The 16,643-nt window shown below is 74.6% G+C and carries 15 protein-coding genes and 1 tRNA gene; 7 read left to right on the top strand and 9 right to left on the bottom strand.

The window, feature by feature from the left end; all coding sequences use genetic code 11:
- Positions 1–74: 74 nt before the first annotated feature.
- The 3 genes from MXD57_RS08030 to MXD57_RS08020 all read left to right on the top strand — a co-directional run bounded on the left by MXD57_RS08030 (position 75) and on the right by MXD57_RS08020 (position 2,807).
- Positions 75–869 (top strand): maleate cis-trans isomerase family protein, encoded by a 795-nt coding sequence (locus MXD57_RS08030; protein WP_250400621.1) that lies wholly within the window; start codon positions 75–77, stop codon positions 867–869.
- Complete coding sequence (locus MXD57_RS08025) at positions 866–1,597, top strand: maleate cis-trans isomerase family protein (RefSeq protein WP_250400620.1); 732 nt, start codon at positions 866–868, stop codon at positions 1,595–1,597. The genes MXD57_RS08030 and MXD57_RS08025 overlap by 4 nt, the downstream gene beginning before the upstream one ends.
- 121 nt (positions 1,598–1,718) lie before the next feature.
- Complete coding sequence (locus tag MXD57_RS08020; protein WP_250400619.1) at positions 1,719–2,807, top strand: LLM class flavin-dependent oxidoreductase; 1,089 nt, start codon at positions 1,719–1,721, stop codon at positions 2,805–2,807.
- Here MXD57_RS08020 and MXD57_RS08015 read toward each other — a convergent pair.
- Positions 2,786–4,600 (bottom strand): putative bifunctional diguanylate cyclase/phosphodiesterase, encoded by a 1,815-nt coding sequence (locus MXD57_RS08015; RefSeq protein WP_250400618.1) that lies wholly within the window; start codon positions 4,598–4,600, stop codon positions 2,786–2,788. The two genes, MXD57_RS08020 and MXD57_RS08015, sit on opposite strands and share 22 nt — an antisense overlap.
- A 369-nt stretch (positions 4,601–4,969) precedes the next feature.
- On the opposite strand from MXD57_RS08015, the gene MXD57_RS08010 reads away from it, so the two are divergent.
- Complete coding sequence (locus MXD57_RS08010; protein WP_250400703.1) at positions 4,970–6,193, top strand: M6 family metalloprotease domain-containing protein; 1,224 nt, start codon at positions 4,970–4,972, stop codon at positions 6,191–6,193.
- A 79-nt stretch (positions 6,194–6,272) separates the two neighbouring features.
- Here the strand turns inward: MXD57_RS08010 and MXD57_RS08005 are convergent.
- The 7 genes from MXD57_RS08005 to MXD57_RS07975 form a co-directional block, all read right to left on the bottom strand.
- Positions 6,273–6,346 (bottom strand) — tRNA-Lys (locus tag MXD57_RS08005).
- A complete protein-coding gene (locus MXD57_RS08000) occupies positions 6,337–6,909 on the bottom strand; it encodes a bifunctional DNA primase/polymerase (RefSeq protein WP_250400617.1) in 573 nt (190 codons plus the stop codon). The genes MXD57_RS08005 and MXD57_RS08000 overlap by 10 nt, the downstream gene beginning before the upstream one ends.
- Positions 6,910–7,023: 114 nt before the next feature.
- Positions 7,024–7,395: a hypothetical protein gene (locus MXD57_RS07995; protein ID WP_250400616.1), complete on the bottom strand. Its 372-nt coding sequence runs from the start codon at positions 7,393–7,395 to the stop codon at positions 7,024–7,026.
- 273 nt (positions 7,396–7,668) lie between these two features.
- The gene (locus tag MXD57_RS07990; protein ID WP_250400615.1) at positions 7,669–9,006 is read right to left on the bottom strand and encodes an AAA family ATPase; all 1,338 of its coding nucleotides are present in this window, start codon (positions 9,004–9,006) and stop codon (positions 7,669–7,671) included.
- A complete protein-coding gene (locus tag MXD57_RS07985) occupies positions 9,003–10,601 on the bottom strand; it encodes a hypothetical protein (RefSeq protein WP_250400614.1) in 1,599 nt (532 codons plus the stop codon). Before MXD57_RS07985 ends, MXD57_RS07990 begins: the two co-directional genes overlap by 4 nt.
- Positions 10,592–11,788: a hypothetical protein gene (locus MXD57_RS07980; RefSeq protein ID WP_374114666.1), complete on the bottom strand. Its 1,197-nt coding sequence runs from the start codon at positions 11,786–11,788 to the stop codon at positions 10,592–10,594. Before MXD57_RS07980 ends, MXD57_RS07985 begins: the two co-directional genes overlap by 10 nt.
- Complete coding sequence (locus MXD57_RS07975; RefSeq protein ID WP_250400613.1) at positions 11,685–12,629, bottom strand: phosphatase PAP2 family protein; 945 nt, start codon at positions 12,627–12,629, stop codon at positions 11,685–11,687. The genes MXD57_RS07980 and MXD57_RS07975 overlap by 104 nt, the downstream gene beginning before the upstream one ends.
- Positions 12,630–12,842: 213 nt before the next feature.
- Between MXD57_RS07975 and MXD57_RS07970 the strand changes: the two genes are divergently transcribed.
- The gene (locus tag MXD57_RS07970) at positions 12,843–13,439 is read left to right on the top strand and encodes a histidine phosphatase family protein (RefSeq protein WP_250400612.1); all 597 of its coding nucleotides are present in this window, start codon (positions 12,843–12,845) and stop codon (positions 13,437–13,439) included.
- A gap of 149 nt (positions 13,440–13,588) precedes the next feature.
- On the opposite strand, the gene MXD57_RS07965 is transcribed toward MXD57_RS07970, so the two are convergent.
- Positions 13,589–15,049 carry a hypothetical protein gene (locus MXD57_RS07965; RefSeq protein WP_250400611.1) on the bottom strand — a complete coding sequence of 487 codons (1,461 nt, stop codon included), beginning with the start codon at positions 15,047–15,049 and terminating at the stop codon, positions 13,589–13,591.
- A gap of 266 nt (positions 15,050–15,315) precedes the next feature.
- Between MXD57_RS07965 and MXD57_RS07960 the strand changes: the two genes are divergently transcribed.
- Together MXD57_RS07960 and MXD57_RS07955 are read left to right on the top strand one after the other, a co-directional pair.
- Positions 15,316–15,726 carry a hypothetical protein gene (locus tag MXD57_RS07960; RefSeq protein WP_250400610.1) on the top strand — a complete coding sequence of 137 codons (411 nt, stop codon included), beginning with the start codon at positions 15,316–15,318 and terminating at the stop codon, positions 15,724–15,726.
- A gap of 34 nt (positions 15,727–15,760) precedes the next feature.
- Complete coding sequence (locus MXD57_RS07955) at positions 15,761–16,630, top strand: spermidine synthase (protein ID WP_250400609.1); 870 nt, start codon at positions 15,761–15,763, stop codon at positions 16,628–16,630.
- Positions 16,631–16,643: the final 13 nt, after the last annotated feature.

Genomic DNA, 16,643 nt, shown 5'->3' with positions numbered 1-16,643 from the left:
CCGAATCTACCTTCGTCAACACGGGCGTATCCACCGACCGTTGCCCTCGTCTCCCAGCGTGAGGCCGGTGTCCTATGGACGTCTCCTTTCTCGGCGGCCCCCAACCGCAACGCGGTGTCGGGGTCGTGGCCCCCTTCGACTTCGCGTTGGACCGCGAGCTGTGGCGCTGGGTTCCGGACGAGGTGTCGCTGCACCTGACCCGGACCCCGTTCGTGCCGGTCGAGGTGAGCCTGGACCTCGCCCGGCTGGTCAGCGAGCACCAGACCCTCGGTGAGGCGGTACGCGCGCTGAACGCCGTCGCCCCCGAGGTCGTGGCCTACGCCTGCACCTCGGGCAGCTTCGTGGACGGCAGGTCCGGCGAACGGGCGATGTGCGCGGCGATGAGCCGGTCCGGTGAGCTGCCCTCGGTGACGACCTCCGGGGCGCTCCTGGAGGCGCTCGGCGAGCTGGGGATACGGCGGGTCGCGCTGGTCACCCCCTACACGGTGTCCGTCACCCGGGCCCTGGAGGCCTTCGTCGCCGAGGCCGGCGTGCTCGTCACCGGCTGTGCCTTCATGGGGCTGACCCGGCACATCTGGCGGGTGCCGTACCGGGACGTGGTGGCCATGGCCCGGCGCGCGGTCCGCCCCGGCTCGGCCGACGCGCTGTTCATCTCCTGCACCAATCTCCCGACGTACGACGTGATCCCCCAGCTCGAGGCCGAACTGCGCATGCCGGTGCTCTCGGCCAACCAGGTCACGATGTGGGCGGCACTGCGCCGACTGGGTACCCGAGCCGTGGGGCCCTATCAGGCGCTGCTCGACGAGAGCGCGCGTGGCTGGCCCGCACTGCCGGAAGAGACACAGGAACACGGAGAAGGGCTGACATGACAGCACTCGGATTCCTCTACCCGGGCCACTCCGGCGAGGACGACTACCCGCGCATCGAGCAGCTCCTGGGCAGCGACATCCGGGTGGACCTGGTGCACACGGACATCGGGGAGGACGCCCACCGCGTCGACGCGCTGCGCGAGATGGGATCGCCCGAGCGGCTCGGCGACGGCATGGAGCGGCTGCGGCTGACCGGCGCCGAGACGGTGGTGTGGGCGTGCACCAGCGGCAGCTTCGTGCACGGCTGGGACGGCGCCCAGGACCAGGTGCGGTCGCTGGCCCTGATGGCCGGGATGCCCGCCTCCTCGACGTCCTTCGCCTTCGTGCACGCGGCCCGCGAGATCGGCGTGCGCCGGGTGGCGGTGGGCGCGACCTACCCGGAGGAGGTGGCCGCGCTGTTCGGGGACTTCCTGCGGGCCGGAGGACTGGAGGTGGTCGCGACCCGGTCGTCCGGGATCGTCACGGCGGCCGAGGTCGGCACCTGGGGCGAGGAGGAGGTGCTGACGCTGGCCCGGGCCGCGGACGCCGCCGACGCGCAGGCCGTGCTGCTGCCGGACACCGCGCTGCGCACCGCCGCCCACCTCGGCCTGCTGGAGAAGGCCCTGTCCAAGCCGGTGCTCACCGCCAACCAGGTCACCGTGTGGGAGGCGCTGCGGCTCGCCGACCGGCGGGTGAACGCGCCCGAGCTGGGCACGCTGTTCACCCGCGAGCCGATCGTCCAGGCCTGACCGGGGCGGGCAGCCGGCAGCGGCCGCAGAGAGGGCCGGGAGCGGGCCCCGGAATAAACGGGGACAGCCTCCTGTTGGGCCACGCTGGACAGCGCACGGCCAGCGACAGGAGGCACACACCGTGTCGGCAGACGAGATCCGGGGCACGAAGCACGGCACCGCCCCCGTCCCCCTCTCCGTACTGGACCTCGTGACGGTGGGCGCGGGCAGCACCGCCACCGAGGCGCTGCGCACCAGCGTGCGGCTGTCCCGGTTCGCGGAGTCCCGGGGCTTCCACCGGTACTGGGTGGCGGAGCACCACTCCATGCCCGGCGTCGCCTCCTCCTCGCCCGCGGTGATCCTCGCCCACCTGGCCGCCCACACCGACCGCATCCGGCTCGGCTCGGGCGGCGTCATGCTGCCCAACCACGCGCCCCTGGTGATCGCCGAGCAGTTCGGCACGCTGGAGGCGATGGCCCCCGGACGCGTCGACCTGGGACTGGGCCGCGCCCCCGGCACGGACGGCGCCACCGCCGCCGCGCTGCGCCGCACCGACGGCCTGAACGAGGGCGCCGACGACTTCCCGCAGCAGCTCGCCGAGCTCGTCCGCTTCCTGGACGACGACTTCCCCGACGGGCACCCCTACCGGCGCATCCACGCGATTCCCGGCCCCGTCCAGGGCAGCACCCCCGGCGGCGTGCAGTCCGCGCACCGTCCGCCCGTCTGGCTGCTCGGCTCCTCCGGCTTCAGCGCCCGCCTCGCCGGGACGCTCGGACTGCCCTTCGCCTTCGCGCACCACTTCTCCGCGCAGAACACCGTCCCGGCGCTCGACCTGTACCGGCAGACCTTCCGGCCCTCCGCGGTCCTCGACCGGCCGTACGCACTCATCGGCGTCTCCGCGCTCGCCGCCGACGACGAGCGCGAGGCCCGCCGGCAGGTGCGGGCGACCGCGCTGAACATGATCCGGCTGCGCACCGGCCGGCCCGGGCTCTTCCCCGATCCCGACGAGGCCGAGAAGTACGAGTTCAGCCCGATGGAGGAGGAGTTCGCGGCCTCCTGGGGCGGCAACGTCGTGCACGGCACGGCCGACGAGGTCCGCGCCGGCCTGGACGACCTGCACAAGCGCACCGGCGCCGACGAGCTGATGCTCACCTCGCACGCCCACCGCGGGGAGCTGCGGCTGCGCTCCTACGAACTGATCGCCGACGCCTACGGCTTGCCCACCGCGTAGTCCTGCGTCCCCAGCAGCTCGGAGATACGGTCCGGCGGCACCGGACGGGAGTACAGCCAGCCCTGCCCGGTGTCGCAGCCGATCCGGCGCAGCCGGGTGGCCTGCGCCGAGGTCTCCACGCACTCGGCGGTGACGGTCAGGCCGAGCCGGTGGGCGAGCTGGATCATCGCCTCCACGATCACCTCGTCGGCCGGGTTGGGCGGCACCTGCGGAACGCCCTTGGCCGCCTCGTCGTACTGGAAGCCGCGCACGAAGGAGCCGTCCAGTTTCAGGACCTTCACCGGCAGCCGGCTCAGGTACGCCAGGTTCGAGTAGCCGGTGCCGAAGTCGTCGATGGCGATGCGCACGCCCATGTCGCTGAGCGCCTGCAGGGCCTGCAGCGGCCGGCCGGCCGAGCCCATCACGGCCGACTCGGTCAGCTCCAGTTGGAGCAGGTGCGGGGCGAGTCCGGTCTCCGCGAGGGTCTGCGCCACGTCCGCCACCAGGTCGGAGTCCCACACCTGGCGCACGGCCACGTTGACGCTGACGAAGATCGGCGGCTCGTCGGGGTGGTCGAGCTGCCAGCGGCGGGCCTGGCGGCAGGCGGTCGCCAGCGCCCAGCGCCCGAGCTGCACGATCGAACCGTCCTCCTCGGCCAGCGCGATGAACCGATTCGGCGTCAGCGTGCCGAACTGAGGGTGGTGCCAGCGGACCAACGCCTCGACACCGCTGAGCCGCCCGTCCTCCATCCCCACCAACGGCTGGTACTCAAGGGCGAATTCACCGCGCTCGATGGCCGGGCGCAGCGTGGAGGAGAGGGCCTGACGGGTCATGCGGTGCGCGTTGCGTTCGGGGTCGAACAGGGTCCAGCGGCCCTTGCCGTCGGCCTTCGCCCAGTACAGCGTCGTGTCGGCCGCCTGCATCAGAGCGGTCGCGGTCGTGCCGGCCGCGTGCCGCTCGACGACGCCGATCGAGGCGGTCAGCGACAGCCGCTGCCCGTCCAGGTCGAAGGGCTCCTCCAGCGCCTTCAGCGCGGACTCGGCGAGGTCGGCGACCTGCTCGGTCCCGGTGGAGTCCTCGACCAGGAGGGCGAATTCGTCCCCGCCGAGCCGTGCCACCAGCGGGGTGCCGGCGCGGGCGTGGCCGGCCTCGTCGGCGACCCGGGTCAGGCGTTCGGCGGCCGTCGCGAGCAGCCGGTCGCCGACCCGGTGGCCGAGGGTGTCGTTGACCGCCTTGAACCCGTCGAGGTCCAGGTAGCACAGGCCGATCCGGCCGGTTCCGCCCTGCTCGTAGGACCCCGCCTCCAGCGCGGCCGTCAGGCGTTCGAAGAACAGGGTGCGGTTGGGCAGCCGGGTCACCGGGTCGTGCATCTGCAAGTGCCGCAGCCGGGACTGCAGTTCGCGGCGGGCGCTGATGTCCGTGGCCGAGACCAGCACCCCGGGGCCGCCGTCCGCCAGCGGGGTCACGGTGACCTGCACCCACACCGAGTGCCCCTCGGGGTGCTTGATCCTGCGGGTGCAGCGCAGCCTCGCCTGCCCGCCGCGCAGGACCTCGCGGTAGGCGTGCCAGGTGCGGGTGTCGGAGGCCAGGTCCACCAGGTCGGCGGCGGCCCGTCCGGTCAGCGTCCGCGGATCGGCGCCGAGCAGTTCGCCGAAGGCCGCGTTGGCGCTGACGACGAGTCCCTCGGGGTCGACGACGGCCATGGACAGCGGGGCGGCCGCGAAGACACGGTGGTAGATGGTGTGATCACTGTCTGTGACGGCTGACCGGTCGAGGTCTGCCGCGGGCGTCGGCCCTTCGGACGTTCCGCTCACCGCTCGCTCCCGCAGTGCACTCGATCTCTGTCCGTGCCGGAAAGAAAGTGTGCCGATCATAGAGGCTGGCCCTTGGGCCTTCCAGCCACTTGCCAGTGTCCCGGACAGACCACAGGTTCTGACAGATCGTTTCTGCCCGCACCTGGACGGGTTCTTGGGACCCTCGACCGGTTGTGACGTTCCGTGAGTGTTTCGGGGTGTCGACCGCGGGTGCGCGCGCCGCGCAAACGGGCGCACTCACCCTTCTGGTTCAGGCAAACAGGGCGAATCGCAACAAAATCCCACACTCTGGATTCGGTGTCCCGCGAACCGCCTCCGGAGGTCATTTCCGTGCCCAAGCTGCGCAGCACCGCCGCCGTGGCCACCACGATGTCGGCGCTCGCCGCCACCTCGATCCTCACCGGCCCGTCGGTCGCCGAGCCCTTCTCGACGGCCTCCTGCGCACTGCACCGGACCGAGGCCCATCACTCGGAGGGCGTGGACACCTGGAACGGCGCCTACCCCCGGCCGGCCGGGACGCTCGACGCCGTGATGATCTTCCTGTCCTTCCCGGACTCCCACCCGGACACCACGCCGGAGGAGCTGGCGGCCGACCACTTCCCCGCCACCAGCCGCTTCTACGAGCAGGCGTCCTACGGCAGGTTCACGCTGCGCCCGCACCCGCTCGGGCACTGGCTGCGCATGCCGCGGCCGTCGACGGCCTACGCCATACGGCGCGACTGGAGTGCCGCCGACCGGGCCGCCTACCTGCGCGACGCCTTCGCCGCGGCCGACGGGGAGGTGGACTTCTCCCGCTACGACGTGGTCTATCTCGTCGCCGACCCGGACGCGCCCGGTGTCGATTCGGACGCGACGAAGGTGGTCAACCTCCAGACCCCGATGCGGGTCGACGGCACCGACGTCCGCCGGGTCGTCACCGTGTTCGAGAAGCATCCGCCGGACCGCCTGGTACTGGCCCACGAGACCGGGCACGTCTTCGACCTGCCCGACCTCTACCACCGCCCGGTCGACGGCAAGGGCGACTGGGACACCTACGTGGGCGACTGGGACCTGATGGGCAGCCAGTTCGGCCTCGCCCCGGATCTGTTCGCCTGGCACAAGTGGAAGCTGGGCTGGCTGGATCCGCGCCAGGTGGCGTGCGTGCGGGGGACGGGGCCGACCCGGCTGACCCTGGAGCCGCTGACGGCCGGGCCCGGGGCGGCCGGATCCGGTTCCGGTGCGGCGGGCGCCCCGGCCTTCGGTCTCGGCCACGGCACCAAGCTGGCGGTGGTGCGCACCGGACCGGACAGCGTGCTCGCCTTCGAGGCGCGTGGCCCGGCCGGGAACGACCGCGCGGCCTGCCGGCGGGGGGTCCTGGTGTACCGCGTGCGCAGCGGCGAGGCCTCGGGCGGCGGGCCGATCGAAGTGGTGGACGCCCACCCCGGCACCGAGGCCTGCTGGGAGAACTCGGTCTATCCGCCCCTGGCCGACGCGCCCGTCGCCCTGGGTGAGAGCTTCACGGTGCCGGGCGAGGGGGTGAAGGTCGAGGTGGAGGAGCGGACGGCGTCCGGGGCCTGGACGGTGAAGATCACACCCGGGCCCGGCGGCTCATGATCCACGTGGCGAGGCCGTGGAAAACAGAGATGGCGAGGTGATCCGCGCTTCACGCGAACCGGCCTCGCCATCGTCATCGTGCGCCGCCAGGGACTCGAACCCCGGACCCGCTGATTAAGAGTCAGCTGCTCTAACCAACTGAGCTAGCGGCGCCTGCTGACGTCGTAGACATTAGCATCATGGTCGGCGGGAGGAAAAATCGATATCCGCACCGCCGCGCGGGCCGCCCGCACCGCCGCCCAGAGGACCACCTCGGGGCCCGGCAGCCAGGGGCGACGGGTGTCCGGCGCCACCAGCCAGCGGGAGCCACCGGAGGCGGACGCGCCGCCGGTCAGGGCCGGGACGGTCACCGCGTCCCCGGTGCCGTGGCAGAGCAGCGGCGGCACCGCCGCGGCGCGGTTGGACCCCCACTCCTCCCAGGTCAGCAGCGAGGGCAGCCGCTGGGCCGTACCGGGGGCGGTGAACAGCAGCACCCGGCCCCGGAACACCGCCACCGGGCCGGAACCAGGCCCCTCGCCCCACAGCCGGTCCAGCATCCGGCGCCCGAAGAGCGCCGGGGCGCCCACCACGTCGAACACGGTGCCGCAGGGCAGCACCAGCGGGGCGTCCGGACGCTCCCGCCAGAGGGCGAGCGTGCTGCGCGGGTACGTTCCCGCCGAGGCGAGCCAGGAGGCTCCGTCGGCCGTGGCACAGGTGACGTTCGGCATGCTGCTCATGCCGACCAGATGTACCCGCCGTGAGTGGTCGGTTCTCGTGAGTTGCGGAAATCCGGGACGCGCGGGGGCGTGGAGGGGTATCTTGCCCGCCTGGCATATGCCGGACGGGTTCGCTCAGACCGGGTCGCCGGGCGACCGGCCCTCGGTGTCGGCGCCGCGCAGCAGATCCCGGCCGAACTCGACCATCTTCTTGGCGTAGTCCTCGGTCCACTCCGCGCGGTCGGCGATGTCCGCCGGGGTGAGCCGGTCGAACCGGCGCGGGTCGGCGAGCTGGGCCGCCGCGACGGCCTGGAACTCCACGGCCCGGTCGGCCGCGGCACGGAACGCCTGGGTCAGCTCCGTCGCCCGGGCCAGCAGCTCCCGGGGATCCTCGATCGACTCCAGATCGAAGAAGTGCTCGGGATCGGTGGCCGCTTCCGCGGGCTCGAAGAGCAGGGGCGCGGGGCGTAGCCGCGGTTCGTTCCTGCGCGGCGTGGGCTCCGCCATGTCTTGTCTCCTCCGTACGGTCGGTTCGCCGGGCACCGCCTTCGTGCCCGTCGTCCATTGTCCCGCGCGCCCGCAAGAGGCCCTCGCGCGTGTCCCGCGCGCCCGCGAGAGGCCTCGGGAACGATCCTCAGGACCGCCGGGCCGCCCGGTGTCCGGCCAGGTGGGCGAGTACGGCGTGGCTCGCCCACCGTCCGTCCGGGCCGCGGCCACCGGCCGCCTGCGGCGGTGAGCCGGACTCCGTCCGGCGGGCGGGTACGGGGGACCGGGGCGTGGTCACGGCCGCCAGGCCACCCGGTGTTCGGCCAGGTGGGCGAGTACGGCGTGGTTCGCCTCCCACCCGTCCGGGAACTTCACCAGCGTGCCGAGCCGGACCGGTTCCGCGGACGGGTAGTCGTCCAGGAGGTCGCCGACGCCCGCGCGGCACACCACGACGCAGGCGTGGCGGTGGCGGGAGGCCAGCACGCACAGCCGGCCGGTCTCCAGGTGGAAGGCCGTCGCGTCGGGGCGGCCGGAGAGCGGGTGCAGGACGACCGTGACGTCGTACTCGCGGCCCTGGAGGCGGTTGGCGGTGTCGACCGTGACGCCCGGCACACCGAGGTCGGCCAGGGCCGCGCGGACCGCCGCGGCCTGGTCCCGGTGGGCCGTGCCGACCGCGATGCGGCCGGCGGTCAGCGCGGTCGCGTCCGGGGAGCGCTCGCAGACGGCGGCGCCACCCCGGTCCAGCAGGCGCCGCACGACCGCCGCCACCGCCCGTACCGCCTCCGGGTCCGTGCGCGGGGTGTGCCGGGCGGGCAGTTCGAGCAGACCCCAGCCGGACGCGGCCGCCTCGTCGATCACCCGGTCGGGCCCGGAGCCGTCGGAGGGGACCGCGAACGTCAGCCGGCGGTCGTCGTGGCCCGTGCCGCTGCGGAACGGGGTGTACGGGTAGAAGGCGTCCGAGACCAGCGGGGCCGCCGACGCCGGCAGCCGCCAGGACACCGGCAGGCGGTGCTGCGGAAGCTCCGGGTTGTGGGCCAGCAGGGTGCTGACCGCCGAGGCCGACGGATCGTACGACAGGCCCGCCCACTGCTCGCCGCCCACGATCGAGAACGGGTCGAGCTGCCCCGGGTCGCCGACGAACAGCGCCCGCTCGAACAGGCCGGCCACGGCGAGCAACGAGTCCGAGCGCATCTGGTACGCCTCGTCCACGATCGCGTGCCGCCAGGGCTCGTCCACCGTGACGTGCGCCCACTTCGCGGCGGTGGACACGACGACCGGGAGGCCGTTCAGGTCGGCCGCCTTCGCCGACATGCGGACCTGCGGCAGGTCGTCCAGCGCCCTGTCGTACGGGTCGGCGTCGCTGCTGTGCAGACGGCCCACGGGCAGGTCCGGATCCTTCTCGGCGAGCCGCAGCACCAGGTCGTCCACCTGGGCGTTGGTCTGCGCCACCACCATCAGCGGGCGCCCGGCGGCGGCGAGTTCGAGGGCCGCGCGCACCACCAGGGTGGACTTGCCCGCGCCCGGCGGGGAGTCGACGACCACGCCCCGCTCGCCGCCGTGCAGGGTGTCGCGCAGGATCGCCTCCGTGGCGCTCGCCGCCGCGGCTCCGGGGTCGAAGTCGACGGTCGTCACAGCACGTCCTCCTCGGTCACGGTGTCGGGCGCCTCGGGCGCCGCCTCGCCCGGCGGGCCGCCGTGCGTCCACGGGGTCTCCTCCGGGTCGGGCAGCTTCGCGCCGCCGCGCTGCTCGTGCTCGAACAGCGTGAAGCACACGGAGTCCCCCTTCTCCGGCACCGAACCCGGCGCGGGCTCCTTGCCCCGGCCCATCCTGTCCACGATCCGCAGCACGAGCACACCGTCCTCCGGGGCGCCCTCGTACCCGACGAACTCCGCCGCCTGCGGTCTGCCGCCCAGCGACCGGTACACCTTCGCGCGCTCGGCCAGGTGCGGCCGGTCCAGGGTGCGGACCGTCACCAGCGGGCGCGGGCCGGGCCGCCTGCCCTCGCTGTACGCCATGACGGCGTCGGCGACCTCGCCCGCGAAGGCCTCCCCGGCCAGCCGCCGCCCGGCCATCACCAGCGGGTCGTCCAGGGCCTCCTGGGCGTCCAGCCGGGCCTGCTCGCGCTCGCGCGTGGCGAGCTTGTTCGCCGCGGTCACCGCGTCGTCCCGGCGCGGCTGCGGGGGCTCGCCGGCCAGGACCCGGTCCCGGTGGCCGGTGAACGACCAACGGTCCCGCGTCCAGCGCTCCTCGACGTGCGCCCCCTCGGGCAGGGCCCGCAGCAGCTCCAGGCCCTGCCACACGGAGTCCCAGGTGGGCCGGACCCGGCTCTCCACCAGATCGCGCACGTGCCGTTCGGCCCTGCCGAGCGCGGCCAGCCGGTCCTCCGCCTGCAGGGCGTCCTCGGCGCCGGCGAGGGCCGCACGGGCCCGGTCGTAGCGCTCGATGGCCGGGGCCAGCAGCTTGTTGTCGAACGCCGGATCGGTGGCCGGACCGGCCGGCGGGCACCGGAGCTGCCCCTCGTCGTCCCTGGCCAGCTCGGCCCACTGGGCGGCGCCCGCGCCGCTGCCGCCTCCGGGCGGGTCGATCCAGGCGAGCAGCGCGCCCAGGTGCTGGTCCTCCAGGCTGGACTGGCCGGTCGCCCAGTGCCGGGACAGCACGTCGCTGAGCGCCAGCAGCAGGGAGGAGCCGGGGACCCGGGCCCGCTCCCCGTAGTGGGTCAGCCAGCGGCCGAGGAGCGGGACCCGGGGCGGCGCCGGGTGGGGCGCCTGCGGATCCTGCTCGGCGGTACGGCGGAACCGCATGGAACGGCCCAGCAGCCGCACGAAGTCCAGGCCCGCCCGGCTGGGCACGACGATCTGGGGCGCGTCGGCACACAGCTCGACCTCGACCTTGACCCGCTTCCCGGTCTCCGGGTCGGTCTCCGTGCGCTCTGCCGTCTCCACGTCCTGGGCGCAGGCGTCGAGGTACGGCAGGACCACGTCCGCGAGTTCGGCGAGGAACGCGAAGCGGAGGTCCCGGTCGCGGGGCTGCGGCACGACCAGCAGCCGCGGCGTGTCCCGGTCGGTGCCGACCAGCGCCCCCAGCGGGGCGCCGGCCTCACCCGCGGTGGTGAGCGGCACGAACACCAGCGGGCGGTCGGACAGCCGCCGGTGGCGGACGGTCGCCGCCGGCTGGGCCCGGCCGGTGCTGACGGCCTCGAGGCGGGCCAGGGTGGTGATCAGCGACACCGGGGCGCCACCTCCCGCGCGGCCGCCCCGGCGAGCGCCTCCGTGCGCAGGGCGGCCGCCCGCCGCAGGGCCGCGACCGCCGGATCGTCCGGATCGCCGCTCTCGCCGCGGGCCGCCGCGAGGACCTCCTCGATCGTGTTCAGACCGCCGAGCTCGGCCCGCAGCGGGCGGCCGAGGCCGGTCACGGCGCCGTCCGCGCGGGAGCGGTCACGGCAGTGGAAGGCCAGTTCGCAGGCGGAGAGGCACTCCGGCGCGTACGCGGCAGGGACCGACTCGACGGCCGCCGCCAGTTCTTCGGCGGGCCGGTCCGGGGCGAAGCAGGTGCCCTCGGGCAGCGTGCCGGCGATGTCCTCGACACGGGTCAGCCGGGCGAGCTGCCGGGCGGTGACCGCGCGCTGCTTGCGCACGTCGACGGCGGAGGCGGTGGGCAGGTTGGAGAAGTCTCTGGGGCAGACCAGCAGCACCCGGTGCCGCACCGGCGGGGCCGGCTCGAGCCGGGCGGCGACGTCCTCCAGGGCCAGGACGTACACCGCCGACTGCCGGGCGGCGGCGCCGACCTTCGCCGGGTCGGCCGAGCCGTCCAGCATCGGGAAGGACTTGATCTCCACGACCGTCCAGCTCCCGTCCGGGTGGACGACCACCGCGTCCGGCTCCAGGAAGGCGGGCGAGCCCGCCACGTCCAGCGCCAGCATCGGGTGGTCCAGCAGCGTCCAGCCGCCCTTCTCCACGGCCTCGCGCAGCGCCAGCGCCGTACGGGCCGTCCGCCCCTCGGGGCCGTGCGCGCGGAGATCGGGAACCGGGGCTCCGGCGGGCGGCTCGGCGCCCGGGTCGAGCCGCGAGTGGACCAGCCGCAGCAGCTCCGCGCCGCCGTCGGCCTTCACCCTCGCCTCGAACGCGTTGCCCCGGGTCAGCGCGAACTGCGACTGACCGAACCCGGACGGCGCCCCCAGCCTGTCCGCCAGTGCCGCCTTGTCCACCCCCGCGCCGTCCAGGATCGCCCGTCTGCGGCAGCCCGGGTTCGCGGCCAGCGCCGCGAGGGCGCGCGCGTCCAGGGCCCTGGCCGGTACGTCGGGACCGCGCAGCTCAGCGAGCCGCTGCCGGAGCCCCTTCGCCCGCGTCGCTGGGGGAGGCGTCCGGCTCGGCGGCGGAAGCGGGCTGCGACTCGCGCTGCCGTGGAATTCGCTCACCCGCGGAAGTCTGGCATCCGCCACCGACAACCGGGGAACCGGCGGGCGCCGCGGCCCGCGGCGCCCGGGCGGCGAAGCGGACCCGGAGCAGGTCGGCGGCCCGCGTCAACCGCGGTGTCAGCAGCAGGCACAGGCCCATCACGGCGACGCCCGCGACCGCGTCGAGCAGGTAGTGGTTGGCGGTGCCCATGACCACGAGGGCGGTCAGCACCGGGTAGGCGACGGCGAGGACCCTGGTGAGGCGGGTGCCGCCGTACCGCCAGAGCATGACCCCGCACCACAGGGCCCAGCCGACGTGCAGACTCGGCATCGCCGCGTACTGGTTGGTCAGGCCGCCCATGCCGCGCGGCGCGCTGGCCTCGCCGCCCCACCAGCCGTACGCGCTGTAGTGGGCCATCGTGTCGACGAAGCCGTGGCCCGGGGAGAGCAGCCGCGGCGGGCAGGTGGGCAGCAGGGTGAAGCCGATCAGGCCGATGAACGTGGACGCCATCAGCCAGGTCCGGGCCGCCCGGTAGTGCTCGGTGCGGGCCCGGAACAGCCAGACGAGGATGGCCGGAGTGACGACGTAGTGCAGTGAGGCGTACCAGAAGTCCGCGGGTATGCCGAGCCACGGTTCGCGGGTGAACAGCCGGTTGAGCGGGTGCTCGGCGTTCAGGTTCAGGGCCTTCTCGAGGCGCAGGATCGCCAGGCCGTGGTCGACGGCGGAGGAGACGTCGCCCCGGGCGAGCAGGCGGCCGGCCGAGTAGCAGCCGTAGACCAGCAGGATCAGGGGCAGTTCGGTCCACCACCGCAGCCGGGCCCGCTGGGTCACCTCGGTGCCCGGTGTGTCGGTCTGCGGCATCCGATCGCCCTCCCCCTTCTGCTGCGGCGCGCCACGGCGGCGCCGTGCCACTTTACGGCGTCCGCATCCCGGCCACGCGGGCGCTCCGTCCCTCAAAGACGCCGGCCCCGCCCGCCGGGTTGCCCCTGCCCCGGCTGAGCGATGATGGAGGAGTAGCGCGTCTTCCGCCCGAGATGCCCAAGAGCTGTTCCACCCGTCCCCGAAAGGTCTCCCATGGCACCGCGCATCCTGCTGGCCCGGCACGGACAGACGCAGTGGTCGCTGTCCGGCAAGCACACCGGCAGGACCGACGTACCCCTCCTGGAGGAGGGGCGGCGCGGGGCCAAGCTGCTCGGCGAGCGGCTGCACCGCGCGCCGCTGGACGGGCTGCCGGCCGCGGAGGTGCGGACCAGTCCGCTGGTACGGGCGCGTGAGACGTGCGAACTGGCCGGATTCGGCGAGCGGGCGGCCGTCTGGGACACGCTCGTGGAGTGGGACTACGGCGCCTACGAGGGCATGACCCCCGCCGAGATCCAGGCCGGCCGGCCCGGGTGGCTGATCTGGCGGGACGGGGTGCCCGAGGGGGAGGGCCTCGCCGAGGTCACCGCGCGGGCGGACGAGGTGGTGGCGTGGGCGCGGTCGGCGGACCGCGATGTGCTGGTGTTCGCGCACGGGCACATCCTGCGGTCGATCGGGGCGCGGTGGCTGGGGCTGCCGCTGGCCTTCGCGGGGCGGATACGGCTCAATCCGACCTCGCTGTCGGTGCTGGGGTGGGCCTACGGGGAGCCGGCCGTCGAGAGCTGGAACGACGTGGGGCACCTGGTGGGGTGACGGTGCCCGGCGACGCTCCGGGCGTCCGGCGCCGGGCGGAGACGTCTCCGCCCGCCCCGGTGGCTCCGCGCCCGCCCGTGCCGCCCCCGGCGCGCGGGGCGGTGGCGGCGGGCACGTCGTGCCCGGTGCCAGGGGCGGCCGGGCCGTGGTCAGGGGGTCTGCCCCCGGCCCGCCCGGGGGGTCGAGGCGTGGCGGTCCAGGAAGTCGGAGACGCCCGAGGCGCGGCGGTGGGGGAGCAGGACCCGGGCGGTGCCCGACAGCATGGTCTGGACGCGGGAGGACTGGACCTGGGTGAGCAGGTCCAGGACGCGCAGGCCGGCCGCCGCCGCCTCGTCGGGGCGGCCCTCACGGGCCAGGTCGTCGGCCAGTTCGGCGGTGTAGAGGGCGGTGTTGCGGGTGAAATGGGGGTCCTGGAGGTGGGCCGCCCGGCGGGCGTGCCGGGACGCGCGCCGCCAGTCGCCCAGCGTCGACCAGCACTGCGCCTCCAGTCCCTCCAGCTCGGCCTCCCCGTAGAAGCTCATCCACTCGGGGTCGGCGTCCGAGTGGCCACGCGCGAAGAGGGCCTGCGCCCGGGCCAGCGCCTGTTCGCAGCCGGTGCGGTCGGCGAGCCCCGCCCAGCCGCCCGCCTCGCGCAGCGCGAGCAGGGACAGCAGCCGGGGCGAGCCCAGGGGGGCGGCGGCGCGGCGCGCGGCCTGGGCGGCGCGTACCGCCTCCCGGGGGCGGCCGGCGTCGCGGGCCAGGAACGCGGTGTTGCAGAAGGCGTGCGCCTCCAGGGCCGGGTCCCCGGTCATCCGGGCGGTGGCCAGCGCCTCCGCGTAGTGCGAGCGGGCGTCGTCGAAGCGGCCGGAGTCATGGGCCAGCCAGCCCACCGAGATGGCCAGTTCACCGGCGCCCGAGTGCAGTCTCTCGGCGGTCGTCTGCCGGGTCGCGCCGGCGTCCAGGAGCGCGTAGGCGGCGCGCAGTGGTGCGGCCGCGCGTCGGTAGAGTCCGTCCGCGCCGTGCCGGTCGTCGAGCAGCCGGATGCGGCGGACGGCCTCCTCCAGGGCGGCCGCCTCGGGGGTGCCGACGCGGCGCGGCGGCCGGACCGCCGCCGCGGCGTCGATGGTGAGCCCCAGTGGGCCCAGGGTGGCGGCGGCCACCGTGGCGCCTCCGCCGGTCATGAATGCGCGACGCAGCACGTCGCTCTCCTCGTGGTTCCGGGGGTCGTTCTCGTACGGCTCGTGCGGGTCGTACGGGTCCTGCGTGTCATACGGCTCAGGTGCCCCGCGCGTCTCAGCGCCACCGGACGCCGGGGGTGCCCCCGCGGCCGCTCGCGCCGCCCGCCCGCGGACCGAGGAGCGCGGCGCGAAGCCCAGCTCGGTGAGCGTGCGGCCGGGGAACATGTGCAGGAACACCCGCTCGTACGCGTAGTTCGGGCAGCGGATCTCACCCGCCTCGACCCTGCCGATGTAGCGCGCGTCACAGCTCACCCGCTCGCCGATCTCGCGCGCCGCCCGGCGCACCAGCGCCGCGAACTCGGCCGGTGAGTGCCGGCCGCGCAACCGCCGGAAGGCGAGGTTCGGCCGCGCGGGCCGTTCGGGCTGTGACGAGGTCTGCGTTGACGACGCCATGGCCGGGTCCTCTCGTGCGAACCGTCGAACCATGCCGGATCCACGGTGGATTCGGGGTGAGTTGTCCGTGTGACACCCTGGTTCCGGCGAGCAAGAACGTACCCGCTGTGCCGGACCCGCCACGCGGTGTTTAGCTACAAAACGGATATCTCATACACGATCTGCCATGAACTGCCATCCTTTGCGGCGCACTTGCGCCGTAGCCGTTGACGCCGTCGCGCGTTGGACTCCACGGACCGCAAACGTGCAGCGTGGTGGAGGCCGGCATGGAGACCAGCCAGAGCAACGATCCCTGTACACCGGGCGCGCCACCGTCGGCGACGGACGGTGACGGGCCCTGCGAACTCGTGACGGTGCCCGCCCGGCAAGGGCTGGAGGCCGTCGACATCCTCCGTCGCGGCGCGCCGGAGACCGTGGGCCCGGTCCTGCACGACGACGGCTGCGACACCCTCGGCTTCCTGGTCCCCGCCGGCACCGCCGCCTGCTGGGACGTGCCGGGCAGCACCTGCACGGAGACCGACGGACGCGGGCTCAGGCTCAACCCCGAGCCCCCGGTGGCGGGCTCGGACTGGCTGCTGCCGCCCGGCGGGGCGGACCTCGCGACCGACCCCGCGATGCTGCGCCGGGCCCTCGGGGAGGCGGCCCGGATGATCGAGGCGGCCGACGGCTGCCGGTGAGGCACCCGCCCGGGGCGCCTGCGAAAATGGACCGGTGGGCAGATCGAGGAACAACCGGCGCGGGCCGGCCGGAGCGCAGGCCGTCACGGAGACCGTCGACGGCGGGCTCGCGCAGCTCGTGCCCGACCCCGACCGCCCCCGCGCCCGGACGCTGCTGATCGACGGGGCGCCCCAGTCGCACGTGGACCCGGACGACCCCGCGTACCTCTCCTTCGAGTACCAGCGCCGGCTCGGCCACGTCATCGACCTCGCCGCGCCGCCCGGCCGGCCGGTGCGGGTCGTGCACCTCGGCGGTGGCGCGCTCACGCTCGCCCGCTACGTCGCCGCCACCCGGCCGCGCTCCACCCAGCAGGTCGTCGAGCGGGACGCGGCCCTCGTCCAACTGGTCCGGCGAGAACTCCCGTTGGATCCGAACGCGCGGATAAGGGTGCGGTCGACGGACGCCCGCGAGGGCCTGGCCAAGGTCCCGGACGGCTGGGCCGACCTGATCATCGCCGACGTCTTCAGCGGCGCCCGCACCCCGGCCCACCTCACCTCCACGGAGTTCCTGGACGAGGTCCGCCGGGCCCTGAAGCCCTCCGGTGTCTACGCCGCCAACATCGCCGACGGACCGCCGCTCGCCCATCTGCGCGGCCAGATAGCCACCGTCGCGGCCCGCTTCCCGGAACTCGCGCTGGTCGCCGACCCGGCGGTGCTGCGCGGCAGGCGCTTCGGCAACGCCGTCCTGGTCGCTTCCGGGCTCGCGCTGCCGCTCGCCGAACTCACCCGCCGCGCCGCCTCCGACCCGCACCCCGCCCGGGTCGAACACGGCAAGCAGCTCGCCGACTTCACCGGCGGCGCCGCCCCCGTCACGGACGCGGCGGCGGTGGCCTCCCCGGCTCCGCCGCCCTCGGTCTTCCAGTGACCGCGTCGGCCAC

It is taken from the genome of Streptomyces cellostaticus (genome assembly GCF_023630175.1).
GTDB lineage: Bacteria > Actinomycetota > Actinomycetes > Streptomycetales > Streptomycetaceae > Streptomyces > Streptomyces cellostaticus_A.
This window is presented reverse-complemented; position numbering and strand designations above follow the sequence as displayed.